The 24,988-nt window shown below is 65.2% G+C and carries 21 protein-coding genes; 15 read left to right on the top strand and 6 right to left on the bottom strand.

The features are described from left to right. The first annotated feature begins 177 nt into the window (after positions 1–177). From ACUXVX_RS01295 to ACUXVX_RS01270, 6 genes are all read left to right on the top strand, one after another. Complete coding sequence (locus ACUXVX_RS01295) at positions 178–1,098, top strand: NAD-dependent epimerase/dehydratase family protein (protein WP_446310026.1); 921 nt, start codon at positions 178–180, stop codon at positions 1,096–1,098. A 21-nt stretch (positions 1,099–1,119) separates the two neighbouring features. Then, the gene (rfbD, locus tag ACUXVX_RS01290) at positions 1,120–1,971 is read left to right on the top strand and encodes a dTDP-4-dehydrorhamnose reductase (protein WP_446310025.1); all 852 of its coding nucleotides are present in this window, start codon (positions 1,120–1,122) and stop codon (positions 1,969–1,971) included. Between the two features lie 63 nt (positions 1,972–2,034). Further along, a complete protein-coding gene (gene rfbC / locus ACUXVX_RS01285; RefSeq protein ID WP_446310024.1) occupies positions 2,035–2,604 on the top strand; it encodes a dTDP-4-dehydrorhamnose 3,5-epimerase in 570 nt (189 codons plus the stop codon). Beyond that, positions 2,601–3,641, top strand: coding sequence for a dTDP-glucose 4,6-dehydratase (gene rfbB, locus ACUXVX_RS01280; RefSeq protein ID WP_446310023.1), 1,041 nt, complete (start codon positions 2,601–2,603; stop codon positions 3,639–3,641). The genes rfbC and rfbB overlap by 4 nt, the downstream gene beginning before the upstream one ends. A gap of 10 nt (positions 3,642–3,651) precedes the next feature. Further along, entirely contained in the window at positions 3,652–4,524 is an 873-nt protein-coding gene (rfbA, locus tag ACUXVX_RS01275; RefSeq protein ID WP_446310022.1) for a glucose-1-phosphate thymidylyltransferase RfbA, read from the top strand. 357 nt (positions 4,525–4,881) lie between these two features. Further along, positions 4,882–5,853, top strand: coding sequence for a glycosyltransferase (locus tag ACUXVX_RS01270; protein ID WP_446310021.1), 972 nt, complete (start codon positions 4,882–4,884; stop codon positions 5,851–5,853). A 45-nt stretch (positions 5,854–5,898) separates the two neighbouring features. Here the strand turns inward: ACUXVX_RS01270 and ACUXVX_RS01265 are convergent, their stop codons facing one another. Beyond that, the gene (locus tag ACUXVX_RS01265; protein ID WP_446310020.1) at positions 5,899–6,759 is read right to left on the bottom strand and encodes a hypothetical protein; all 861 of its coding nucleotides are present in this window, start codon (positions 6,757–6,759) and stop codon (positions 5,899–5,901) included. Further along, on the bottom strand, positions 6,756–9,098 hold the full coding sequence (locus ACUXVX_RS01260; RefSeq protein ID WP_446310019.1) for a rhamnosyltransferase WsaF family glycosyltransferase: 2,343 nt from the start codon (positions 9,096–9,098) through the stop codon (positions 6,756–6,758). Before ACUXVX_RS01260 ends, ACUXVX_RS01265 begins: the two co-directional genes overlap by 4 nt. Positions 9,099–9,369: 271 nt before the next feature. Between ACUXVX_RS01260 and ACUXVX_RS01255 the strand changes: the two genes are divergently transcribed. Further along, complete coding sequence (locus tag ACUXVX_RS01255) at positions 9,370–12,678, top strand: M10 family metallopeptidase C-terminal domain-containing protein (RefSeq protein WP_446310018.1); 3,309 nt, start codon at positions 9,370–9,372, stop codon at positions 12,676–12,678. Positions 12,679–12,726: 48 nt separating this feature from the next. Here ACUXVX_RS01255 and ACUXVX_RS01250 read toward each other — a convergent pair whose 3' ends face one another. After that, positions 12,727–13,560 (bottom strand): ABC transporter permease, encoded by an 834-nt coding sequence (locus ACUXVX_RS01250; protein ID WP_446310017.1) that lies wholly within the window; start codon positions 13,558–13,560, stop codon positions 12,727–12,729. Positions 13,561–13,929: 369 nt separating this feature from the next. Between ACUXVX_RS01250 and ACUXVX_RS01245 the strand changes: the two genes are divergently transcribed. Together ACUXVX_RS01245 and ACUXVX_RS01240 are read left to right on the top strand one after the other, a co-directional pair. Next, entirely contained in the window at positions 13,930–14,970 is a 1,041-nt protein-coding gene (locus ACUXVX_RS01245; RefSeq protein WP_446310016.1) for a sugar transporter, read from the top strand. Positions 14,971–14,999: 29 nt separating this feature from the next. After that, positions 15,000–15,668, top strand: a complete 669-nt coding sequence (locus ACUXVX_RS01240) for an ABC transporter ATP-binding protein (protein WP_222496237.1) — start codon at positions 15,000–15,002, stop codon at positions 15,666–15,668. Positions 15,669–15,689: 21 nt separating this feature from the next. On the opposite strand, the gene ACUXVX_RS01235 is transcribed toward ACUXVX_RS01240, so the two are convergent. Continuing rightward, entirely contained in the window at positions 15,690–18,356 is a 2,667-nt protein-coding gene (locus ACUXVX_RS01235) for a calcium-binding protein (RefSeq protein WP_446310015.1), read from the bottom strand. A 277-nt stretch (positions 18,357–18,633) separates the two neighbouring features. Here ACUXVX_RS01235 and ACUXVX_RS01230 point away from each other — a divergent pair, with 277 nt between their 5' ends. Then, positions 18,634–19,737 (top strand): polysaccharide biosynthesis/export family protein, encoded by a 1,104-nt coding sequence (locus ACUXVX_RS01230; protein ID WP_446310014.1) that lies wholly within the window; start codon positions 18,634–18,636, stop codon positions 19,735–19,737. A 43-nt stretch (positions 19,738–19,780) separates the two neighbouring features. On the opposite strand, the gene ACUXVX_RS01225 is transcribed toward ACUXVX_RS01230, so the two are convergent. Beyond that, on the bottom strand, positions 19,781–19,981 hold the full coding sequence (locus ACUXVX_RS01225) for a hypothetical protein (protein WP_222471423.1): 201 nt from the start codon (positions 19,979–19,981) through the stop codon (positions 19,781–19,783). 109 nt (positions 19,982–20,090) lie between these two features. Here ACUXVX_RS01225 and ACUXVX_RS01220 point away from each other — a divergent pair, with 109 nt between their 5' ends. Next, positions 20,091–20,939 carry a BadF/BadG/BcrA/BcrD ATPase family protein gene (locus tag ACUXVX_RS01220; RefSeq protein WP_446310013.1) on the top strand — a complete coding sequence of 283 codons (849 nt, stop codon included), beginning with the start codon at positions 20,091–20,093 and terminating at the stop codon, positions 20,937–20,939. Continuing rightward, entirely contained in the window at positions 20,936–22,057 is a 1,122-nt protein-coding gene (gene nagA, locus ACUXVX_RS01215; RefSeq protein WP_446310012.1) for an N-acetylglucosamine-6-phosphate deacetylase, read from the top strand. The genes ACUXVX_RS01220 and nagA overlap by 4 nt, the downstream gene beginning before the upstream one ends. Here the strand turns inward: nagA and ACUXVX_RS01210 are convergent. Then, the gene (locus ACUXVX_RS01210) at positions 22,046–22,501 is read right to left on the bottom strand and encodes a MarR family winged helix-turn-helix transcriptional regulator (RefSeq protein ID WP_446310011.1); all 456 of its coding nucleotides are present in this window, start codon (positions 22,499–22,501) and stop codon (positions 22,046–22,048) included. The two genes, nagA and ACUXVX_RS01210, sit on opposite strands and share 12 nt — an antisense overlap. A gap of 112 nt (positions 22,502–22,613) precedes the next feature. Here ACUXVX_RS01210 and ACUXVX_RS01205 point away from each other — a divergent pair, with 112 nt between their 5' ends. Genes ACUXVX_RS01205 through maiA form a run of 3 tightly spaced genes read left to right on the top strand, consistent with a single transcriptional unit; the run spans position 22,614 to position 24,981 of the window. Then, positions 22,614–23,648 (top strand): cupin domain-containing protein, encoded by a 1,035-nt coding sequence (locus ACUXVX_RS01205; RefSeq protein WP_446310010.1) that lies wholly within the window; start codon positions 22,614–22,616, stop codon positions 23,646–23,648. Beyond that, entirely contained in the window at positions 23,645–24,340 is a 696-nt protein-coding gene (locus ACUXVX_RS01200) for a fumarylacetoacetate hydrolase family protein (RefSeq protein ID WP_446310009.1), read from the top strand. Before ACUXVX_RS01205 ends, ACUXVX_RS01200 begins: the two co-directional genes overlap by 4 nt. Beyond that, a complete protein-coding gene (gene maiA / locus ACUXVX_RS01195) occupies positions 24,337–24,981 on the top strand; it encodes a maleylacetoacetate isomerase (RefSeq protein WP_446310008.1) in 645 nt (214 codons plus the stop codon). The genes ACUXVX_RS01200 and maiA overlap by 4 nt, the downstream gene beginning before the upstream one ends. The last annotated feature ends 7 nt before the right edge of the window (positions 24,982–24,988 follow it).

The following is a 24,988-nucleotide window of genomic DNA, read 5'->3' as shown; positions in this document are numbered from 1 at the left end:
CAACTTGCGGGGGTATTCCGCCGAGAGACCGGCTTACGTGGGGATCAGGGTTTGCCTGCGCGGCACTTTCGCGTAGAGGCAAAATCAAGGGAGTGCAGTGAATTGCACCTTCCGCGTGTGTGCGGAGCCGGTCAGGCGACGGCTTTTTGATGGAGACGATATGCTGGGTGTGGGTGCATGATGAAGGTGGTGATTACCGGCGCGCGCGGATTCATCGGGCAGAATCTGGCCCATTATTTCCGCAGCACCGGCAGCAAGGTCACCCTCATCGGGATCGATCGATACAGCGACGGACCGGCCTCGGAACGCGATGTGTTCGACCAGTTCCACACCGGCTGTTTCACCTCAGACGCGGCGCTGAGGCTGGCGGCCAGCGGCGATGCGGTGGTGCATCTGGCGGCGCAGGCCTCGGTGCAGCAGAGCATGATCGACCCGCTCGGCACCTTCGAGAACAACGCGGCCCGCTCGCACCGGCTGATCGACCATCTGCGCCGCCACGCGCCGCATGCGCATTTTGTCTTTGCCTCTACCGGTGCCGTCTCGCAGGACGAGGGGCCGATCGACGAGAGCGCCACGGCCAACCCGGCTTCGCCCTATGGGGCCTCCAAGCTGGCCACCGAGGCGCTGATGGCCGCCTATGCCAGCGCTTGGGATTTTGCCGGGGTCTCGCTGCGGTTTTCCAACGTCTACGGCCCGAGGTCGCGGCGGCAGGGCGGGGTGATTCCGCATTTCTGCCGGCGGTTGCTGGCGGGCGCGCCGCTGCGGATCAACGGTGATGGCGGGCAGACGCGCGATTACATCTATGTCGATGATATCTCCCGTGCCATCGCAGGCGCGGTCGCCATGCGGGCCGAAGGACTCTACCAGCTGGGCACCGGGGTGCCGACCTCGCTGAACGAGGTGGTGAGCATCTTCCGCGCGCTTGGTTCCGGCGCGGCGCTGCAGGTGGAGCATGGCCCGGCGCTGTGCGGGGAGATTCGCCACAACTGCGCCAGTATCGCCCGTGCCCGCGCCGACCTTGGCTTTGTGCCGCGCCACAGCCTGCGCGATGGGATTGCGCGCACGTTCGAATGGTACGACGCTGAACTTGTAAGCTGAGAGAGGCGGGAGCCAGACTGCATGAAATTGCTGGTGTTCGGAGAAACCGGTCAGGTGGCGCGCGAGCTTGCGGCCTTGGCCAAGGCGGACCTTGAGGTGACTTGCGTGCCGCGGGCGCAGGCGGATTTTGCCGACCCGGCCGCCGCAGCCGGGATCGTGGCCGAGGCAGAAGCCGATGCGGTGATCAATGCCGTGGCCTACACCGCCGTGGACAAGGCCGAGGAAGAGGAGGCGTTGGCCCGCAAGGTGAACGCCGAAACGCCGGGCGCGATCGCGAAGGCCTGTGCCGCCCGCGGGCTGCCGCTGGTGCATATCTCCACCGATTACGTCTTCGACGGCAGCGGCGATGAGCCGCGCGCGCCCGGCGCCGCGACCGCACCGCTCGGCGCCTACGGCCGCACCAAGCTGGCGGGCGAGGAGGCGGTGCGCGCGGCGGGCGGAGCCCATGCGATTCTGCGGACATCCTGGGTGTTCTCGGCCCATGGAGCGAACTTCGTGAAAACCATGCTGCGGCTCGGGGCCGAGCGCGACAGGCTGACGATTGTCGACGATCAGCGTGGCGGGCCGACCGAAGCCGCCGACATCGCCGCCGCCTGCGTGGCCATCGCCCGCGCGCTGCGCGATGACCCGGCCAAGAGCGGCACCTATCATTTTGCGGGTGCGCCGGATGTCAGCTGGGCCGAGTTTGCGATGGAGATTTTCGACCAGGCCGGGATCACCTGCGAGGTCGCACGCATCCCCAGCAGCGATTACCCGACCCCGGCGCAGCGCCCGCTCAACTCGCGGCTCGATTGCAGCGCTACCGAGGCCGCCTTTGGCATCCCCCGCCCTGATTGGCGGGTGGCGCTGGCGCGGGTGCTTCAGCAAAAATGATCCGCTCTGGCCGCATTGCTCCGGCCTGATTAAGATGACTTCAGCCAAAAGGCGAAAGGCACCGTGAAGATAGAACCGACCCCCCTGCCCGGCGTGATGCTGATTACCCCGCCGCGTTTTGGCGACCATCGCGGCTACTTCGCCGAGACCTACTCGCTGCCCAAGCTGGCGGAGGCGGGGATCGACACGGTGTTCGTGCAGGACAATCACTCGCTTTCGCGGGTGACGCCGACGTTGCGCGGTTTGCACTTTCAGGCCCCGCCGCGTGCGCAGGACAAGCTGGTGCGGTGCGGGCGTGGCGCGCTGTTCGATGTGGCGGTCGATATTCGCAAGGGCAGCCCGACCTACGGCCAGTGGTTCGGCGCCGAGTTGACCGAGGAAAACGGGGCACAACTGCTGGTGCCCGCGGGCTTTGCCCATGGCTTCGTGACCCGGGTGCCGGATACCGAGATCGTTTACAAATGCTCCGACACCTACGCGCCTGAAACCGAGGGCGCGCTGCTCTGGGACGACCCCGACATCGGGATCGACTGGGGCTTGGAGGGCGCGGAGCCGGTGCTTTCGGAGAAAGACGCCGCGGCCCGCCGCCTCGCGGGTTTTGACAGCCCGTTCACTTGGGAGGGCAGCGCATGAAGCTGCTGGTGACGGGCGGTGCCGGGTTCATCGGCTCGGCTGTGGTGCGGCAGGCGATTGCGGCGGGGCATGAGGTGGTCAACCTCGACGCGCTGACCTATGCCGCCTGCCTCGACAACGTGGCCAGCGTGGCCGATGCTCCGGGCTATGCGTTTGAACATGTCGACATCCGCGACCGCGCGGCGCTCGACCGGGTGCTCGCGCAGCACAAGCCCGATGCGATCATGCACCTTGCCGCCGAAAGCCATGTGGACCGCTCGATCGACGGGCCTGCGACCTTTATCGAGACCAACGTGATCGGCACTTTCCAGCTGCTCGAGGCCGCGCGGGCCTTTTGGCAGGCGCAGGGCCAGCCCGAGGGCTTCCGGTTTCACCATGTGAGCACCGATGAGGTTTTTGGCTCGCTGGGGGCGGAGGGGCAGTTCACCGAGACCACGGCCTACGACCCGCGCAGCCCCTATTCGGCCTCCAAGGCGAGTTCCGACCACCTCGTGCGGGCTTGGCACGAGACCTATGGTCTGCCGGTGGTGATGACGAATTGTTCCAACAATTATGGGCCGTTCCACTTTCCGGAAAAACTGGTGCCGGTTGTGATTCTGAACGCGCTGGAGGGCAAACCGATCCCGGTTTACGGGCGCGGTGAAAATGTGCGGGACTGGCTCTTCGTGGAGGATCACGCCGATGCGCTGCTGACGGTGATCCAACGCGGCGCGGTCGGGCGGAGCTATAACATTGGCGGCGAGAACGAGGCCCGCAACATCGACCTCGTGCGGATGATCTGCCGCCTGCTCGACGAGGCCCGGCCCGCCGACCGCCCGCGCGAAGAGCTGATCACCTTCGTCACCGACCGCCCGGGGCATGACATGCGCTATGCGATCGACCCGAGCCGGATTGCCAGCGAGTTGGGCTGGCGCCCGAGCGTGACGCTGGAGGAGGGCCTGCGGCGGACGGTGGCGTGGTATCTGGAGAATACGGACTGGTGGCAGGCCCTGCGTGATCGCGCGGGCATGGGCCAGCGGCTGGGCCTTTCGGCCTGAGGAGAGCGATATGACCGACCGCAAGGGCATCATCCTCGCCGGTGGCACCGGCTCACGGCTCTATCCCATCACCATGGGGGTCTCGAAACAGCTGCTTCCGATCTACGACAAGCCGATGATCTACTACCCGATCTCGGTGCTGATGCTGGCGGGTATTCGTGACATTGCGGTGATCACCACGCCGGAAGATGCCGACCAGTTTCAACGGCTTCTGGGCGATGGCAGCCAGTGGGGCCTGCGGTTTTACTATATCGAGCAGCCGTCGCCCGACGGGCTGGCGCAGGCCTTTATCCTCGCCGAGGAGTTCCTTGCCGGCGCGCCCTCGGCGCTGGTGCTGGGCGACAACATCTTCTTTGGCCACGGCCTGCCGGAAATGTTGGCTGAGGCCGGTGCGAAGGACGATGGCGGGACCGTCTTTGGCTATCGCGTGGCCGATCCGGAGCGCTACGGCGTGGTCGATTTCGACGGCGAAGGCCGGGTGCGCGCGCTGATCGAGAAGCCGCCGGTGCCGCCCTCGAACTACGCTGTTACCGGGCTCTACTTTGTCGATGGTAGCGCGCCAGAGCGGGCACGGCAGGTGAAACCCTCGGCGCGGGGTGAGCTCGAGATCACCACGCTGCTGGAGAGCTATCTTGCCGATGGAAAGCTCGACGTGAAGACAATGGGCCGGGGCTACGCCTGGCTCGACACCGGCACCCACGGCAGCCTGCTCGATGCGGGTAACTTCGTGCGAACGCTGGAAAAACGGCAGGGTCTGCAGACTGGCTCGCTGGAGGAGATCGCTTACAGCAAGCGGTGGATCAGCCGCGAGGCGCTGGTTGAACGGGCGAAACTCTTCGCGAAAAACGACTACGGCGCCTACCTGCTGAACCTGCTCAACTGATCGTTTTCGAGGCGCTTGGCTGATTCGTTGGGCGGAAGCGCTAAAAGCGCTTTGAAAGATTCGGGCCAGAACCCGCCGAAGTGACCCAAGGGAACCTCGGCGGGGTGCGCGAGAAGGTGCCGATCGCCCCCTTCACCACGGATTTCACTCACTTTTCCCCTTTGAGGCGAGCGACCGGCTGAGTAGAAGTAATCGACTCTTTACTGCTTCCTGTCAGGCTCGGGGAAGGAGCCATCTGGAGACGGCAGGCATGAGTCGATGCGGGGGCGTTCCACGCGCTTTCGTAGGTTTCGCAGAGTTGCATGGCGTTCTCCCGCTGCGGGGGTTTGCTTGGTTGGAATGATTTTGGGGCTGGTCATGCTGCAATTGACGCCAGAATGGCGAAAGAGCGCATCTGGATACACGAGCAATCAGGAGTCGCAGCCCGTCACCGTGCTGATGGCCGTGCATCAGGGCGCCTCGCATCTGGAAGAGCAGCTCGACAGCCTCACCACCCAAGAGCACGAGAATTGGCAACTGGTCGTCAGCATCGATGGCGAGGACGATGGCTGCGCGAAGATCATCGAGAACCACGCGGCGAGCAACCGGATCAGCCAGATCAGCGGGCCGGGCAAGGGCGCAGCGGCGAACTTTCTGCACCTGATGCGGCAGGTGGACCCGGGGAACTACTGGGCCTTTTCCGATCAGGATGACTTCTGGCTGCCGCACAAACTCTCCCGCGCGATCGAGCGGCTGGAGGAGGTCTCGTGGAACACGCCGGCGATGTATCACAGCCGCTGCCTGATCACCGACGACTCGCTCGATAATCACCGGATCTCGCCCGCCCGTCCCAAGCCGCCGAGCTTTGCCAATGCGCTGGTGCAGAACATCGCGGGCGGCAACACCATCGTGCTGAACCCGGCGGCGAGCCGGTTGGTTCATGCCGCGGCCCAAGACGTGGACGATGTGACCGTGCATGACTGGTGGCTCTACCAGCTCATCACCGGTGCGGGCGGTGTTGTGGTGCATGATGATGCACCGAGCCTGCTCTACCGCCAGCACGGCGCCAACCTGATCGGCGCGAATGATGGCATGCGCGCCCGCGCGCGCCGCCTGCGGATGGTCATGGATGGCACCTACAAGGGCTGGATGGAGACTAACCTGAAGGCGTTGAAGACCTGCGCGCCTTACTTCACCCCCGAAAACCGGCGCCTGCTGCGCCGGGTGATGGCGGCCCGCCGCCAGCCGCTGGCGGTGCGGATGAAGATGCTGCGCGAGGCAGGCATTCACCGTCAGACCCAGTTCGCGAATTCGATCATGTGGGTCTCGGTGGCACTCGGTCGGCTCTGAGCGGCCGGTAAACTCCCCGAAGTAAGAAGATCGGGCGCGACCCTTTCAGGCTGCGCCTTCTGCCATGGGTTCCGGCAAAGCGCTGATGGCCGGGGCGGGCAGGCGGTTATCATACCCGAACTCCTTCAAAAGCGCGGTGTTGTGATGCTCGAACACCGCCTCGATCCAGGCTTGGCGCTCGGGCGTGCGCCCTGCGTCGGGCGTGCTCGGGGCGTGGAGCGCCTCTTTCACCCGTTCGACGATGCGGCGTCCGGGCACATCGCCGGCGGTGATCGTCGCGGCGATGCGGTCACAGTCTTCGGTGCGCAGGGAAGGGTTGGTGAGGTGGCGCGGCACTTCCCAGTTGATCTCAGCCTCGGCCAGGAAAGGCTCTACTGTGCCCCGGATCGCCCGGTGGCTGGCGAGGGTGAAGCGGGCAGCCGGCAAGGCTCGCCGCCACGCGCGGAGCCAGCCGCGCGGGTTCATCTGGCGGCTGCGGGCCACGGCGAAGCGCTCGAAGTTCTTGCCGCCATAGGCCGCGCCTGCCGCGATGAAGGTCCGGAAATGCTGCTTCATCACCTGCGAATAGTCGCCAAAGACGATTTCGCTGAAGGGGCGGATGAAGGCCACGATCTCGACCTCGACGCCAAGGGTGGTGACGGCTCGGGCAAAGGGCTGGGCAGCCGCGCCTTGAGAGATCAGATCCTCATAGGAGAGCACCAGCCGGTCATGCGGGCCGAAGAGCGCGGCAAGCCGGCCGGAGTTGGCGGATTCGATCCCCTCGGCATTGCCCGGATGGCCGACCCCATTGTGCGGATAGGCGATGCCCGCCGCCTCGAGCCGGGCCTGATTGCGCAGCAGCACCTGTTGCAGGTAGGTCGAGCCGCATTTGTGCATGCCGATATGAAGCAGGAGATTGCGGGTCATGCGGCGGAAGCCTCCGGTTTTAGAAGGTGGAAGAGCCCGGCGGAAAGCTCGTCGATCATCGCGTCGAGCGGCAGGCCGAGCGGAGTGAGGTCAAGCTGGCGCTGGTGTTCGGGCACGGGCCCGGCGGCCCATGCCTGCGAGAGCGCGGCGGCGAGCGCCTCTGGCGCGGGCTCGGCGGAGAGGATGGCGGGCGAAAGGCGGCCAAGATCCTTGACGCCAAAGCGGTTGGTGACGACGCGCACCCCGGAGGCTGCCATCTCCAGCGGTGGGTGGCTCGGGTGGGGCGAGTACATCAGCGACAGGGCCAGATCGACGCCGAGGAGAAAGTCGGGATACTCCGCCCAAGGCAGCTTGCCGAGGCTCTCAAGCCGGACGCCGGTGGAGAAGGCGACCGGCTCGTGCCGCAGGCCTACGGAGACGAGAGAGATGTCATTTGGGCCGAGGCCCTCGGCGGTTAGGAAGCCTTCGAGCGCCTCGATCGCCATGGGGAACATGTTGCGCTCCACCTCGGGGCGCCCGTAGAGCGCCAGCCGCCGGGGGCCGTTCCGGGGCGGTCGGGTGCCGCGGGCGTAGCGCTCCACCTCGATGGAGGGGCGGAAAGCGAGGGCATCGGGGGCGCAGAGGCCGAGCTGGGCGAAGTGATCGCGCAGCAGGGTGGTGTTGAAAACCGGTAGATAATCCATCGCGTAGGAGGCCGCGGCATCGGCGCAGGTGGTGCCCCAAGCGTAGAAGTTGGGCTCGAAATCCTGAATCAGGTAGAGTAACTGCGGGTTCAGGAAGGGGTGCCTGCGGGTGAGGGTTTGAGCGACATGGGCGGTCCACCATGCGGTGGCGAGGTACACATCGCCGACATGTTGGGCGATGACCGGTCCGTTTGGTCCGTTACTGTCTCCCGTCAGGCCGCAGTGGAGGCTGATGCGCTGCATGGCCTGTGATGCGGCGAGCCCGGCCCGGTCTTCGACAAAGGCGCGGGAGGCGGCGGGGTTTGCCATTGGCAGGTCTGTGGCGATCATCCGGACGCGGTGGCCACGGGCTGCGAGGCCGATACCGATATCAATCGCGGTGGCGATGCCGGCAAAGGCCTCGGTCGGGTTGAGCGTGGGGACGAGCAGCGCAAGGGCCGGTTCCGGCGCGGTGAACTCGGGCGTCCATGACGGTGTCTTGCGGGTATCGACGAAGGCGGCGGAGGGCTTGGGCTGCGCATGGGGCTTGGGCTGCGGTTGCGCGTGCTGCACGTCAGGCGTGGGAAGGCGCACGACGTTGCCCGCCGGGTCGATCTCGGGCGGGGAAATGCCGGGCGAGAGGGTGAATAGTCGGGTGTCGAACCGGGAGAGCGCGCTGAGCAGACCCTCGGTGAGGGCCTCGCGGAGGGACCACAGCAGCCGGCCCGCCGCGATGGTGAACTGCGAGGCGGCGATGCTGGCTAGTTCGCCGCGGAATTGGAGCGCCAGCCGCAGGCTGTCGGTCAGGTGCGGCAGGCCGAGGCCGCGCCGCCGGAGATAGGGGCGGAGGTCGTGGGTTGCGGGTTTGTCGGGGGCGAGGCGGCCCGAGATCACCGCTTCTGACACGCGGGCTTGCACGCAGCGGGCGAGATATCGTGCCAGCGCGTAGCTGGTGGCCCTCTGCCGCAGCCAGATCCGAAGCGCCGGGCGGCGGAACTGCCAGAGCCGCAGGCGGCGCGCCCCGCCGATGGCCCCCACGGCATTGGCCCCGTGCTGGCGATAGTCGACCAGCGGCTCCTCGATCAACGCCACCCGCCCGGTGGCGGTGGCAAGGAGGGCGAGCCAGAGATCGTGGTAGAAATGCACGCCGGACTGGCCTGGAAAGGGCAGGGACAGCTCGGCCAGCTCGCGCCGGAACAGGGTGGTCATGCCGGTCACGGTGTTGCGGTAGAGCAGGTCACGCAGGGTCGGCGCGCGCATCCGCCGTTCGAGCGCGAAGACCGAGGAGTGCAGCTCGGCCCCCTCTGCGTCGACGACGCGGGCATCGGAATGGACAAGCTGAACCTCCAAATCCTCCAGCAGGGCGGCGCCGCGCGCCAGCCGCTCGGGGTGCCAGATGTCATCCTGATCGGAGAGGGCGATGAGGCTGCCGGGCGCGCTGTGATCGACCGCGGCGGCCAGCCCGGCGGCAAAGGCCCGCGGCGCATCGAGCCCGCATTCGGGAACGACGAGATGGCAGACGAGCCCGTGCCGCGCGGCGGCGTCTTCGACCAGCGGCCCGGAGGCGAGATCGGCGATCACGGCCACGATCTGCGCGGGCCGCAGGCTCTGCCCGGCGATGCTGGCCAATTGCGCTTCGAGCTGTTCCGGCTCAGGGCGGAAGACGGCGAGCACCACGGTAGCGGACTTCCTCAGTTGTGAAGATTGCCCTGTTACCAGATCGGAAGTGCTGGGGTATTCGGACACCGCCTCCTTCGGGTCAGAAAGAGGCGCTTGAGGGAGCGGTGGAAGACCGCGAAGCGGCGGTGAATTACGGACATTTGGTGCGGGGTGGCACGTTTTCGTCATTTATACGCCCTACGTTGGTCATTCGGCCCGTGGATGGATGGGCCCGGTCTGTGGTGCGTCGGCACTGCGATGGGCGGATAATGGATAGGAATGGTTTAAAATGTGTCAGCTTTGCTATCAGGCGACGCCGCAAGTTTCGTTTTCTCCGATTTTCGGCATCCTCACGGGTGAAAGCCTGAGCCAGCACTTCACCAATGACCTCCCTGCTTCGGATCACGTTGAAGGGTCTGACGCGGCGGCGAACAGCGGCACTGCCTATACGATCGCGCTGGGCGACACATTCGAAGGCACGATAAGCAGCGGCTCCGACGACGACTGGATCGCGATCGAACTGACGGCAGGCGAAGAGATCGTGATCAACGCCTTTGGCACGAACGGAGCCACGGCCGGGATCGGGGATACGACGCTTGCGCTCTACAACTCGACCGGCACGCAGGTTGCCTACAACGACGATGCCTACTTCACCGATAACAACAATCCTTACGATGATAATCTGTTCTCAATAATCGAATACACCGTGCCCGTCACCGGCACCTTTTACATTGCCGTTAGCGGTTTTAGTTCCGATGAGACCGGCGATTACATCGTGCGGACCACCACCGACGATTTCCGGATCGAGGATATTGTCAGCCAGCTGACCGAGTTCGGCTGGGGCATCCCCACTGCGATCGGCCATGACGAGAACACCGGCGATACGATGTATGTTTATATCGCCAACCTCACTGCGGCGGGTCGGCAGCTTGCCAGCCTGGCGCTGGAGCAGTGGGAGGTCGTAACTGGCATCACGTTTGAGATTACCGGAAGCATCTCCGGAGCGGACATCCGATTTGATGACGATCAGAGTGGGGCCTTTGCCGGGCCGTCGAGCTTCAACGCGAATACTGGGATAATCAACTTTTCCGAAGTGAACGTGGGTACAGGTTGGCTCAGCAGCTATGGCACCACGACTGACAGCTACTCGTTCCTGACCTACATGCACGAGATTGGCCATGCGCTGGGCCTTGTGCACTCGGGCAACTATGACGGTTTTGCCAATTGGGGCGTGAACAACCACTTCAACAACGATTCCACCATCTTCACCATCATGTCCTACTTCGACATGGAGGAGACTGGTTTTGCCCCCTATGCAAACATCATCACCCCGATGATCGCGGATATCGCCGCCGTTTGGGCGCTCTATGGCGAGCCGGTCTCGGTCTACGGCGGGGATACGACGTGGTTTGCCAACAACACGCTCGGCGGGCTGACCGGGGACATCATGGCGGCCCATTGGGACGATGCCTCGATCTCCAGCAGCATTTTTACCGGGGGTGACGTTGCGCTCACCGTGCTCGACACCGGCGGCATCGACACGATCGATCTCTCCTCCACGACCGCCAACCAGACCATCGACCTGCGCGAAGGCCAGATCAGCACCGTCGGCGCCCACGGCAGCGCCTCCGCGCGGAACAGCTTCGTCATCGCGCAGGGCACCGTGATCGAGAACGTGATCGGTGGGTCCGGGAATGACGACATTCGGGGCAACGATGTCGACAACGATATCGAGGGCGGAAGCGGCGACGACTGTTACTATGAGAGCCTCGGCAACGATACCTTCGACGGCGGAACCGGCACCGACAGTGTGATCTACACCATCGACACCAGCGGTATCTCTGTGACCGACATGGGCGGCGGCACGCTTCAGGTGACCTCTAGCCTTGGCACGGACACCTACACCAGCGTCGAGTTCTATGAATTCACCGACGGGATCCTGACGGAGGCTGAGGTCCTGGCGCTGGCTGTTGCCGGCCAGATCGAGGGTGACGAGGGCCCCAATGTGCTGGTTGGTACCGAGGATGATGATGAAATCTACGGGTTTGGGGGTGATGACGAAATCGGAGGGTTCGGTGGTGACGACATCATGGACGGCGGTGCAGGTAACGATACCATGCTGGGCGGCTTCGGAACTGACACGCTGCTGGGTGGTGCAGGCAATGACGTCATGAGTGGCGAAGGTCACAATGACATCATGAACGGCATGGCCGGTGACGATGAAATGCATGGGGGGGACGGCAACGATCGGATGATTGGCGGCGATGGTGCCGACCTCATGAACGGCGAAGGTGCGAACGATACAATGTTCGGCGGCTTTGGCGACGACGAGATGAGCGGCGGCGACGGGGCCGACGTTTTGTTTGGCCAAGACGGCAGTGACCGTATGGACGGCGGTGCAGGTAACGATACCATGCTGGGCGGCTTCGGAACTGACACGCTGCTGGGTGGTGCAGGCAATGACGTCATGAGTGGCGAAGGTCACAATGACATCATGAACGGCATGGCCGGTGACGATGAAATGCATGGGGGGGACGGCAACGATCGGATGATTGGCGGCGATGGTGCCGACCTCATGAACGGCGAAGGTGCGAACGATACAATGTTCGGCGGCTTTGGCGACGACGAGATGAGCGGCGGCGACGGGGCCGACGTTTTGTTTGGCCAAGACGGCAGTGACCGTATGGACGGCGGTGCAGGTAACGATACCATGCTGGGCGGCTTCGGAACTGACACGCTGCTGGGTGGTGCAGGCAATGACGTCATGAGTGGCGAAGGTCACAATGACATCATGAACGGCATGGCCGGTGACGATGAAATGCATGGGGGGGACGGCAACGATCGGATGATTGGCGGCGATGGTGCCGACCTCATGAACGGCGAAGGTGCGAACGATACAATGTTCGGCGGCTTTGGCGACGACGAGATGAGCGGCGGCGACGGGGCCGACGTTTTGTTTGGCCAAGACGGCAGTGACCGTATGGACGGCGGTGCAGGTAACGATACCATGCTGGGCGGCTTCGGAACTGACACGCTGCTGGGTGGTGCAGGCAATGACGTCATGAGTGGCGAAGGTCACAATGACATCATGAACGGCATGGCCGGTGACGATGAAATGTATGGGGGGGACGGCAACGATCGGATGATTGGCGGCGATGGTGCCGACCTCATGAACGGCGAAGGTGCGAACGATGCAATGTTCGGAGGCATTGGTGACGACGAGATGAGTGGCGGTAACGGAGCCGACGTTTTGTTTGGTCAGGACGGCAATGACCTCATGGCTGGCGGCGCCGGCAAGGACAGGATGCTGGGCGGTCAGGGCGATGATATCCTGTCTGGCGGCAGCGGAGCGGATGAGTTCATCTTTACCGACTACGGCGCCGTCGATACGGACCACATTCTCGACTTCCATTCCCCCGAAGGCGATTTCATGACGCTTGGGGGCGTTGCCGGTGCGACGGATGTGGACAAGTTCAACAGCCTCACGATTTCGCAGTCCGGTTTTGACACCGAGATCACATGGGCGGGTGGCCAGACTGTGGTTTTGCTCGACTACACCGCGGCGGATCTGACGATTAGCGACTTCAACTTCGTCTAAGCGACGAAAACTAAGATACGGCCGGTTGGCGCGAGCAGCGCCTGTCGGTCAGGTGTTGTTGATGATGTCGCGGTGGTTGCGGTGGAGAAACACGAGGCCCAGCGCCATGGGCACCGCGCCGAAGGCGATGACATAGCCCGCGGAGGCGTAGCTGGCATCATAGGTGGCGTAGACGCCGGAGCGTACGATCCCGACGCAATGCACCAGCGGATTGTACCAGAGCCACTCCTGATAGGGGTGGGGGATGTCATCGTAGATGAAGAAGATACAGGATACGATGAAGAGGGGGCGGTTGAGGATTGCCCATGTCCGCTCCCACGAGGGGTAGGTTGCCAGCAGGTAGCAGTTGAGCGTGCCTACCCCGAGTGCCACCCAAAGCGCGAGAAACATGCCGAGGGCCATGGCGGGCACATCAAGAATGACGCTGACATCAAAGGCGATGATGATGCCCGTCAGAAGGATCATGAAGGCGAGGATCTCTGTCACAGCGTTGAGCATGAACCGCGCGATGATCGCGTCGATGAAGGTGACTGCCGGGTAGATGATGAGCTGCCGTGAAAACCGGACCGACTGGGCGACCTTGTTGCTCACGCTCATGTAGGCAAGGAACGGCAGCAGCCCAGAGGCATAGAACAACGGAAAATTGGTGCCGATCGAAGGCGAGCGGAAACCGATGGAAAAGATGATCGACATCAGTGCGATCCCGGCCACCGGCTCGAGCACGGCCCAGACGTAGCCCGCCGCATTGCGGCCGTAGGTCGTGGACATTTCGCGGATGAAGAGCGCCGCGATGGTCCGTCCGGTCCGGAAGCGGGCGGGTTTGGCCAGCGGCAGCTCCGGGATGGGCACGCTCTGGGCATCTGCTGAGCTGGAGATCGTCACAACTGGCGCAACCTGTCGGGGTTTGTTACGTCTAAATCGCACAGCCTAAGGACGAAGGGCAACAGATTGGACGAGAATCCGAGTAACGAGTCCGCAAACCCCGAGGCCCAAGGCAAGGCCGACCCGCAGAAGGCACGCGGGGGAGGTGCAGGCAAGGGGCGCAATGCGCAGGGTGGTGGACCCCGGGCGAAGGCGGCTCAATCCCCGAAAAAGCTGGCGGGCGCCGGGCAAGGCGGAAAGGCAGCGGCGTTCGCGCCCGAGGCGGCCGACTCCTACGTTCCGGCAAAACCTGCGCGCGCAGCACGGCCAAAGCGCCGGCACTGGGGCCTGTTGGTTACTTTTCTGTTTTTGGTCGGTGCCCCTGTTGGCGTGACGGCGTGGTATCTCTTCACCGTTGCGGAGGACCAATACGCCAGCAACCTTGGCTTCTCGGTGCGCAAGGAAGACATCGGCAGTGCGGTGGAGATCCTTGGCGGGATCACCGACCTCACCGGCGGGTCCTCGACGAACGATACCGATATCCTGTTCGAGTATATCCAGAGCCCGAACATGGTGCGGGCTGTGATGCGGGATGTGGACCTTGTCGCGGCCTACACGCGGCCAACCGACCCGGTGTTCTCGCTGGGGGATGATACGCGGATCGAGGCGGTTTCGGACTACTGGGGGCGGATGGTCAATGTGTATTTCGACCGGTCCAGCCACCTGATCGAGATCCGGGTCAAGGCCTTCACCCCGGAGGATGCGCTGAACATTGCCGAGGCGATCCGCAAGGAGAGCAACCGGACGATCAACGAGCTGTCGGCCATCGCGCGCGAGGATGCCACGCGCTATGCCCGCGCGGAGCTGGACCGCTCGCTGGAGCGGCTGAAGCAGGCCCGCGCGGCGCTGACCGACTTCAGGACGCGCAACCAGATCGTCGACCCGGCGGCGGATATCCAAGGCCGGATGGGGCTGCTCAACACGCTTCAGGCGGAACTGGCCAATGCGCTCATCGAGCTGGACCTGCTGCGCCAGAACAGCCGCGAGGATGACCCGCGGATCGTGCAGGCGGAGCGGCGGGTGGAGGTGATCCGGGTGCGGATCAGCGAGGAGCGGGCCCGGTTCAGCGAGGATGGCGACGCCAGCCAGGAGCAAGAGGCTTACTCGCAGCTCATCAGCCAATATGAGGCGCTGGCGGTCGATCAGAAGTTTGCCGAGGAATCCTACGTGGCCACGCTGGCTGCATACGACGCGGCAATCGCCGAGGCGCAGCGACAGTCGCGCTACCTTGCGACCTATATCGAGCCCTCTGCCGCCGAGACGCCGCTGTTCCCGCGCCGCTGGACAACCCTGCTCACGCTCTTTGGCGCGTTGGCCACGGCCTGGACGGTGCTGACGATGATCTACTACTCGCTGCGCGACCGGCGCTGACTGCTGCCGCCCGTGCCGGACCCATCGCGATGATCGAGCTTTGCAATCTCACCAAGTCCTACAGCGTGAAGGGCACGCGCAAGATCGTGGCCGACAACCTGAATGTCACCTTCCCGGCGCGCACCGCGGTTGCGATTCTGGGGCGGAACGGGGCGGGCAAGTCGAGCCTGTTGCGGATGATTTCGGGCGCGATGGAGCCGGATTGGGGCGAGGTGAAAATTCGCGGCACGGTCTCGTGGCCGGTGGGGTTTGCGGGCAGTTTCCACCCCGAGTTGACCGGCCTTCAGAACGTGCGGTTCATCGGGCGGGTCTATGGGGTGGATACCGATGAGCTGGTGGAATTTGTCGAGGATTTTGCCGAGCTGGGCGCGCATTTTCGGATGCCGGTGCGGACCTATTCCAGCGGGATGCGCTCGCGGCTGGCCTTTGGTGCCTCGATGGGCGTGCACTTTGACACCTACCTGATCGACGAGATCACGGCGGTTGGCGATGCCTCGTTCAAGGCGAAATCGGAGGCGGTGATCCGGGCGCGGCTGGAGAAATCGGGGGCGATCTTTGTCAGCCACGCCCTGCCGCAGGTGAAACGGCTCTGCAGCCAGGGGGCGGTGCTGGAGGAAGGGCAACTGCACTACTACACCGATGTGGATGACGCGATTGCCCACCACATGCGGCTGATGAAGACCGACCGCAACGAGTAGGCGCAAGCGGCGCGGCCCGGCTCAGACGAAGGTGAAGTCTGCGAGGGTGAGGTCGGTAAGAACGACGTTTTCGAGAATGATCGTGTGGCCTGAATATGTGAGCACCACGTCATCGCCCAGTTGGGTCGGGGTTAGCGCAGCGAGGCGGCCAGCCAGTGAGCTGCCGGAGATGCCCGCGAGTTGGAGCATGTCGCCGCCCAGGCAGTCGAAATCTGTGATCACGTCGGTCTCGCCAGCGGTGAAGGCGGCGAAGACAAAGGTGTCGGCGTCAGCGCCGCCGGTCATCACATCATCGCCGGTGCCACCATTGATCCGGTCAGCGCCGGTGCCGCCCTCCAACTGATCATTGCCTGCGCCGCCATTGAGCTGGTCGGCTCCGCTGCCGCCCCAGACGTGGTCATGCCCGTCTCCGGCGCCGACCACATCATTGCCGCCGCCGCAGCGGATTTCGTCAGAGCCCGCGCCACCGCCGATGTTGTCATCGCCGGCGTTGCCATAGATCAAGTCGGTGCCCGGGCCGCCCGCGATATGGTCGTGCCCGTTTCCGCCATAGATAGTGTCGTTTCCGTAGGTGGCGGAGAGCTGGTCGTTGCCATCGCCGCCGGAGAGGTAATCGTCGCCCGGGCCGCCGCCGAGGTGGTCGTTGCCCTCATCGCCATAGAGCAGATCGTTGCCATTGCCGCCCCCGAGCGCATCGTTGCCCGCGCCGCCATGCGCCTCGTCATCGCCGTCGGAGGCCGCGATATTATCGTCCCCGGCGCCGCCCTCGATGTAATCGTTGCCCGCGCGGCCCAGCAGCGAGTCGTGACCCTCCCCGCCGATCAGGGTGTCGTCGCCCTCCAGCCCGTCGAGCCAGTCGTTGCCATCTCCGCCTTCAAGCCGGTTGGCGAGGGCATCGCCGGTGAGGCTGTCTGCCAGCGCGCAGCCGATCAGGTTTTCGATGTCGTAGAACAGGCTCTCCGCCGCTGCGCCCGCGTTCTGGCTGGAATCGGAGAGGTTGATGGTGACCGCCGTGCCGGAGCCTGCGAAGCTCACGGTATCGGTGCCGGAGCCACCCCAGAACCTGTCTGTCCCGCCGCCGGAGATCATCAGGTCATCGCCGCCGCCTGCGTGCATGTCGTCGTCGCCATCAGTGCCGTTGAGCACATCATCCTCGACCGTGCCAATCAGGTCGGCGCCCGTCTCTTCACCGGCTTCTTCCAGCGGAGCCCGGTCCACATCGTAGTTGCTGGAGAAGGTGAAGGTGATGTTGTCGAAGTCGGCGAAGGTCAGCGGCTGGCCGTCGGCGGAGAAGATTTCGAGGCTTTCGCTGCCGTAGTTGATCCGCAGGGCGCCGTTGTGCCACTCGTAGACATCGAGCCAGGCGGTGCCGTAGCACATGTTCCAATCGGAGAGGTCGACGGTGTCGATACCGATCTCGAAGTCCATGATCCGGTCACGCTCAAGATCGCCGCCGATGATGACGAAAGTATCGGCTCCGGCCTCGCCATAGAGCCTGTCGCGCCCGAGGCCGTCGACGATGATGTCATCGCCCGCGCCGCCGTAGGTGTAGAGGGTGCCAAGCGCGTCGACCACGATGAGGTCGTCCGCCGCGGTGCCGTGGTGGCCGCTGGCGATGGCGAAGTCGATCGGGCCGAGGTCGCTGACATCGAGCGTGTATTGCACCGCGCCGGGTGCGCCCTCGGTAGTGACGAAGAGGTCGAGCTGGGTGCCGGAGAGGTGGGTGCCGATGGCAGAGATCCTGTCGAGTCCGCTCTCCAGATCGCCCTCGATCACCTGAAACGGCACGAGGTGGCCATCCGGCAGAAGGGTATAGACCGTGAGTCCGCCATCACTGCCGCCGGCAATGACCAGAGTGCGCCCGCCGCCAAGTTCGACGATTTCCAGCGCGGAGACGCCGTCAAGGCGGGTATCGAGACTATCGACCACATGCTCGGCAGGGGCCATGAGGCCGCCGGGCTGGACCTCGACCACACTGAGCGAGCTGGAGTCGGAGGCGGCGATGACGGCGTAAGTGGTGCCGTTGATCTCGGTGCTATCCATCGCGGTGACGGTCTGCACCGGCAGGCTCTCGTCACGGCCAAAACTGTCGACCTCGGTGAGGGTGCCGCTGGCGTTGATCCGGTAGCAGCTGACGCCGTCTTCGCTGGCCGAGCCAGCCAGCAGATAAGTGGTGCCGTCCACCGTGACCACCGTCATCGCCGACACATTGGCGGCGTAGTGGCTGGACGCATCGGGCTGGCTCTCGACGAGGGTGAGCGTGTTGCCGGAATCGGTGACGGCATAGACGGCCACGCCCGCGCCGTTCTGGGGCGCGACGAAGAGATAGTCGGTTCCGCCGACGCTGGCGCAGATGAGCGTTGCGGCATTGGCCTGGCTCTCGATCGTGGAGAGGAACGCCCGCTCGGAGCTGGTGTCTCCGGCGGCCAGCTCCGCCAGCATCGCGTCGATCACGCTGCCAGCGAGGCTGACGCTCTGGCCGAAGAGGGTGAAGCTGATGCGCCCGCTGAGGGCCGAGCTGCTGCCGGTGCTCGCCAGCCCCGCGCCGGTGGCGTCGTAGCTCACGACCGCGTCGTTGCCGTGGTCGATGAAGGTGACGCCGGTGGATGTGCTGGCGAGTGTACCCAGCATCACGGGAAAGGGGCTGCCGTCTCCGGGAAGAAGGCCCACGAACTGAAATGCCGCCATGATTGCTCACCTGAAAAGCTGCGATGGCGGATTTCTGGCGGCTGCCACGGGCGGGAGCCGGGGCGCGATTGTGGCTGAACGGCGCATCTTGCGAACAAGCTGCTTAAAATGATGGTAAAAATCCGAATGATTCCAGCGGCCCTTGGCCAAGGGTGGCGGGAGGGTGCCGCTGCGCAAGGACCGCAGCATCTTGGTTGACCTGACTGTGCCTGCCCCTCTATTTTGTGCCCAAGGTGCGGCGCAAAGACCGCGTCGAACGGGCGCAAGGGACAGCGGCGTGAAGATTTTCCGGCCATTGATCGTGATGTTGCTTCTGGCGGCCTGTTCGCTTCCGCGGGGAGCCGCGATTTCGAACGAGGTGCTGAAGGAGCAGAATGCGGAGAACCCGCAGATCGCGGTGTACCCAGTGACCCGCGCCCTGCTGCCCCGCTTTGCCTCGTGGCCCTATACCGGCAGTGGCATCCGCTCGGATGGTTGGCTGCGTGGCTCGGGGCGCACTGGCGAGCCGCATATCAAGCCCTTCGACCGGGTCGACCTGATCATCTGGGATTCAGAGGACAACTCGCTCATCACTCCGACCGGCGCCAAGCTGGTTGAACTGCGCAACCTCCGGGTCAATCAGAGCGGCCATATCTACGTGCCCTATCTTGGCGAGCAGCGCATTGCCGACAAAACGGCCGATGCCGCCCGCCGCCAGCTGGAAAGCCGGATGATCGAGATCGTCCCCTCGGCGCAGGTGCAGCTTACCGTGCTGCCCGGCACCGCGAGCGCTGTTTCACTGGTGGGCGGGGTCAACGCGCCGGGCACCGTGGCGCTGCCCGATGGCGGATTTACCGTGCTTGGCCTGATCGCTCAGGGTGGTGGGCCGCAGGCAGGGCTGCGCAACCCGCGTGTGCGCCTGATCCGCGGCGGCCACACCTATGCCACCTCGCTTCAGCGGCTCTATGACAACCCTTCGCTCGACACCACGCTGGTGGGTGGCGACAAGGTGATGCTGTTTGCCGATGATCGCTACTTCCGCGCGCTTGGCGCCAGCGGTACGGAGCAGCTGATCTACTTCGAGAAAGAGCACATTTCGGCGCTTGATGCGATGTCGCTGATCGGCGGGCTGGAAGACACGCGGGCCAACCCCAAGGGCGTGCTGATCCTGCGGCACTACAGCCCGCGCGCGGTGCGGGCGGACGGGGTGAAGGGGCCGCAGAACGTGCGGACGGTCTTCACCATCGATCTCACGCGGGCCGATGGCCTGTTCTCGGCTGAAAAGTTCGCGATCCACCCGCAGGACACGGTGCTTGTGACCGAAAGCCCGGTGACGAACGCGCGCACGATTTTCTCGCTGGTGGGCAGCGCGGTGGGTGTTGGCAATCAGCTGAGTAACTGACGGGAGCGGGCCAGCGCCGATGCAGCGCAGACGGCCCCGCCTGTCAGACGAAGCCCAGCCGCTCGATGGCCTGAAGCGCCAGCTCGCGCGAATCGGAATTGCCGCGACGGACCCCGTCGTTCAGCAGGTGCAGTTTGGAGCTGAGACGTTTGTGCGATACTTCACACCGAATGAAATCAGCGACTTCGACGTCGCCGAGCGACAGGATGTGCTTGGCAACCGCTTGGACACTCTGGTCTGGCATGTGAATCCCCCGATGGCACATGAATCTCCCCGCCGAAACGCTAGCGAGAACGGCGCTTTTTCGCAACGTGCAGACCGGGTTTGCACGTATGGCGGGAGGTAGCGGCGCGATGGCGGCTGCGCGGGCGATCGGCTGTGACGGCGGCGGAAGCGGCTCGCGGCTTGTGCTGCTGTGGGACGGTGCCCGCTACGAGGTGATCGGCGGGCCAGCCAATGCGACGAGCGACAGGGCGGGCGCGGTGGCTGAGGTCTCGGCACTGCTGGCGCGGGCGGCGGAAGCGGCAGGCGTTGCGGTGGAGGCGTTGAAAGGCCTCCCGGCGCATTACGCGATTGCGGGTGTTGTCGACGAGACCATTGCGCATGCGGTGGCCGAAGCGCTGCCGGTGCCGGGCGTGGTGGAGGAAGATCAGCGCGCTGCGGTGCGGGGGGCAATCGGCGCAGAGCCGGGCTTCGTGGCGGGTATCGGCACTGGCTCCTACCTTGCGCGTCAGGGAGAGGCCGGATTCGCCACCATCGGCGGGCATGGGCTGGTGCTGGGCGACGAGGCCTCGGGCGCTTGGCTGGGGCGGGAGCTGTTGCGCGCCGTGCTGGCGGTGGCGGACGGGATGGAGCCTGCCACGCCGCTAACGCGGGCGGTGAGCGCAGAGTTTGGCGGCGCCTCTGGCGTTGTGGCCTTCGCCGCGGGCGCGCGGCCGCAGGAGTTTGCCAGCCTTGCGCCGAGGGTGTTCGAGGCTGAAGGTGACGCGGTGGCACGGCACATGCTGGTGCGCGGCGGCGACTACGTTGCGCGGGGGCTGATGGCGCTGGGCTGGTCGGCGGGCGATGCGATTTGCCTGACCGGCGGCGCTGGGCCGCGTTATGCCGGGTTTCTGCCGCAGGAGATGCAAGACGCGCTGGTGCCTGCGCGCGGCTCGGCGCTGGATGGGGCGCTTGCCCTCGCGCTGGAGCAGCGCCCGTGAGCGCCGTCGCCTACACCGCCGGGGCCGTACATGACGGTGCCGCGCTGCGCCGGGGCGTGGCGCTGGTGGTCGAGGGGCCGGTGGTGCGCGGGCTGGCCGCGCCGGGAGAACTGCCCGAGGGCTGCGCTTTGGTGGAGTCCGGGGCGGAGACCATCGCGCCGGGCTACGTGGATTTGCAGGTGAACGGCGGCGGCGGGGTGATGCTGAACGACGGCCCTTCGCCCGAGCGGTTGAGGGTGATGGCGCGCGCCCATGCAGCATGCGGCACGACCTCGATCCTGCCCACCCTCATCACCGCCGCGCCCGATGCTACGGAGCAGGCGATTGCCGCCGTGGAAACGGCGGTTCCGGGCGTGATCGGGCTGCATCTGGAGGGGCCGCACCTCGACCCCGCGAAGGCGGGGGCGCACAGCCCCGGGCTGATCCGGGCGATGGAGCAGGACGACCTCACGCGGCTTCTGGCAGTGCGGGGACGGCTGAAGGTGACGCTAGCGCCTGCGAGCGTGAGCTTGGGGCAGGTCGAGCGGCTGGCGGCGGATGGTGTGCTGGTCTCGCTCGGACATGCTGCCTGCACCTTCGAGCGGGCGAGAGACTATGCGGCGGCGGGCGCGCGGTGCGTGACCCATCTGTTCAACGCGATGAGCCAGATGGAGAGTCGTGCGCCGGGGCTGACGGGCGCGGCGCTGGCCTGCGGCGAGCTGAGCGCCGGGCTGATCTGCGACGGGGTGCATGTGCACCCGGAGACCATGCGGCTGGCGGCTCGAGCCAAGCAGGGGCCGGGGCGGCTGTTTCTGGTCAGCGATGCGATGGCCTGCGCAGGCAGCGAGATTGCCAACTTCACGCTGGACGGGCGCGAGATCTTGCGGCGGGACGGGCGGCTCACGCTGGCCGATGGCACTCTGGCGGGGGCCGATCTGGTGATGGCTCAGGCGGTGCAGAACGCGGTGCGGCTGATGGGGTTAAGCGTGGAGGAGGCGATTGCGATGGCGACCGGCGTGCCTGGCGCGCTGGTGGAGGCCGAGGTGGGGCGGCTCAGGCCCAAGGCACCGGCCGACTTCATCGCGCTGGATGAGAGCCTGAACGTGCAGCGCGTCTGGCAAGCCGGCTCAGAGCTTTAGCGGTGCCCGGCTGAGTGCATTGCCCGCCTCGGTGGCCTTTTGCAGAAGGCTCAGGAAGGTGGCCTGCTCGGCGGTGTCGAGCCCGGCGAGGATATCGGATTGCAGGGCGGCGACGACCGGCTTGGCCTCGGCCAGCAGGGCGGCCCCTTGCTCGGTGAGCGAGAGTTCGCGGGCGCGGCGGTCTCGCGGGCTGACCCGGCGGGTGACGAGGCCCTTGCTCTCCATCCGGTCGAGCACGCCGCCGATGGTGACCTTGTCATAGGCCACGGCCCCGGCAAGCGCCGCCTGCCCCAGCCCCTCGGACTCGCCCAGAGTGGAGAGCACAGCATATTGCACCGGGGTCAGCTCCAGCCCGCGCTCGGCCAGCCGCTCGGTGAAGATCGCCACCGCAATCTGGTTCAGCCTGCGGATCAGGTGGCCGGGCATGTTGTGGATGGCGGGCAAGGCGGGCCTCTTGTGGTGGGGCGGATGGCTTGGCAGGGTAGAGTCGCGGAGGGCAATTGACAAGCATGCTTATAGTAAGTATGCATACCAATAACGCGACAGGGAGGAAGCGATGGCTCAGCTCGGAACACTCAAGGAGCTTCCGGAGGACTACCGGGAAGACATGACGGCGGCGGGCGTGGCCCCGCTCTGGCCGATGATGCGCAACGTGCTGCCTCATGGCGCGCCCAAGCCGGTGACCAAGCCGGGCCACTGGCGCTACGAGGCGATCCGCCCGCTGCTGCATCGCGCGGGCGAGTTGACGCCGGTGGAAAAGGCCGAGCGCCGAGTGCTGGTGCTGAGCGATCCGGGGCGCGGGACGGGCGCAATGCAGGCAACCTCCTCGATCTACCTTGGCCTCCAGTTCCTGCTACCGGGCGAGACGGCTCCGGCCCATGTGCACACCCCGAGCGCGGTGCGGATCATCGTGGAGGGCGAGGGCGGCTATACGGTGGTGAACGGAGAGAAACTGCCGATGCAGGAGGGCGACCTTGTGCTCACCCCCGGCGGCGAGTGGCATGACCACGGGCATGAGGGTAAAGAGCCGGTTGTCTGGCTCGATGCGCTCGACCTGCCGCTCTTTGTCTACCTCGAAGGCTCCTATGCCGAGGAAGGCCCGCTGCAAAACCAGCGCAACCGGCCCGACCCCAGCCAGATCGACTATCGCGCCGCCGGTCTCGCCCCGGCCCGCAAGCTGGGGGCGCAGAAAAAGCGCTACCCGATGGCCCGCTACCCCTGGGCGCGGACCCGCGAGGCGCTTGTGGAGACGATGAAATACGATGGCGGCCCGGTGGTGGAGTTGGATTACATCAACCCCGAGACCGGGACGGATGTGCTGCCGACCATGGGCTTCACCGCCATGATGATCGAGGCGGGCGGCACTGAAGCGCCGCCGCTCCGCTCCTGCTCTTCGGCCTTTCACGTGATCGAGGGCAAGGGCCATTCCATCGTCAACGGCGCGCGGATCGACTGGGGGGCGAAAGACACCTTTACCGCGCCCGTCTTTGCAGAAATCACCCATCACGCGGATGAGGAAGCCTTCCTCGTTCGCATCCATGACCGCCCGCTTCAGGAGAAGCTGGACTACTACGAGGAACGCGCCCGATGACCGACTACCTGTTTGATGCCCCGGAGGTGAAATCCGTGCCGGTGGAGGGTGAAAGCGCGGAATACCCGATCCACCGCATCTTCTGCGTTGGCCGGAACTACGCCGCTCATGCCGAGGAGATGGGGTTCGAGGTGGATCGGGAGGCGCCGTTCTACTTTTCGAAGCAGCTGCATGCCGTGCTGCCGACCGGAAGCACCCTGCCCTACCCGCCGGGCACCGAGGACTTTCATCACGAGATGGAGCTTGCGGTGGCGCTGGGCGCGGAGGTGTTCAAGGGCACGCCCGAGCAGGGGGCGGCGGCGGTCTATGCCTATGGCTGCGGGCTCGACATGACCCGGCGCGACCAGCAGATCGCCTCGCGCAACAAGAAGCGGCCGTGGATGCTGGGCAAGGATGTTGAAGGCTCCTGCGTGCTCTCGCCGATGACCAAGGCGAGCGAATTCAACGTGGGCACGCAGCGGATTCATCTGGAGGTGAACGGGGCGCAGAAGCAGGATTCGACCCTCGATCTGCTCATTCACAAGGTGCCCGAGGTGATCGCCCACCTCTCTGGCTTCTATCACCTGCGGCCCGGTGACATCATCCTGACCGGCACGCCCGAGGGCGTTGGCCCGGTCGTGGCGGGTGACAAGCTGACCGGCGGGATCAACGGCCTTGCGCCGATCGCGCTCGATATCGGGCCGGCGGAATGAAGTTTCATGGCTATTTCCGGTCGTCCAGCAGCTACCGCTGCCGGATTGCCTGTAACCTGAAGGGGGTGGATTATGACTTCGTGTCCGTCCACCTCACCAAGGATGGCGGCGCGCAGAAGGGTGAGGGCTACAAGACGTTGAACCCGCAGGGGCTGGTGCCGAGTTTCGAGCTGGAGGGCGGCGAGGTGCTGACGCAATCGCCCGCCATTCTGGAGTGGCTCGACGAGACCTACCCGGAGCCGAAGCTGCTGCCAGATGATCCGATTGAGCGCGCCCATGTGCGGGCCTTCTGCGCCGCCATCGCTTGCGAGATCCACCCGCTGCAAAACCTGCGGGTGCTGCAATACCTGCGCGGCGAATTCGGACAGGATCAGGAAGGCGTGGAGGCGTGGTGCCAGCGCTGGATCGGCGACGGTCTGGCGGCCTGTGAGGCGCTGCTTGCCAAGCGGCAGGCGCAGGACTTCTGCTTTGGCGACGCGCCGGGGATGGCCGATATCTACCTCGTTCCTCAGGTCTTCTCTGCGGCGCGGTTCAAGGTAGACCTGAGCGCCATGCCGAACGTGCGGCGCATCGCGGAGGCCTGCAATGCGTTGCCAGCCTTTGCCGCGGCGCACCCGAGCAAACAGCCCGATGCCGAATAATCGGCGC

The sequence above is a fragment of the Vannielia sp. SX4 genome (assembly GCF_052828525.1).
This window is presented reverse-complemented; position numbering and strand designations above follow the sequence as displayed.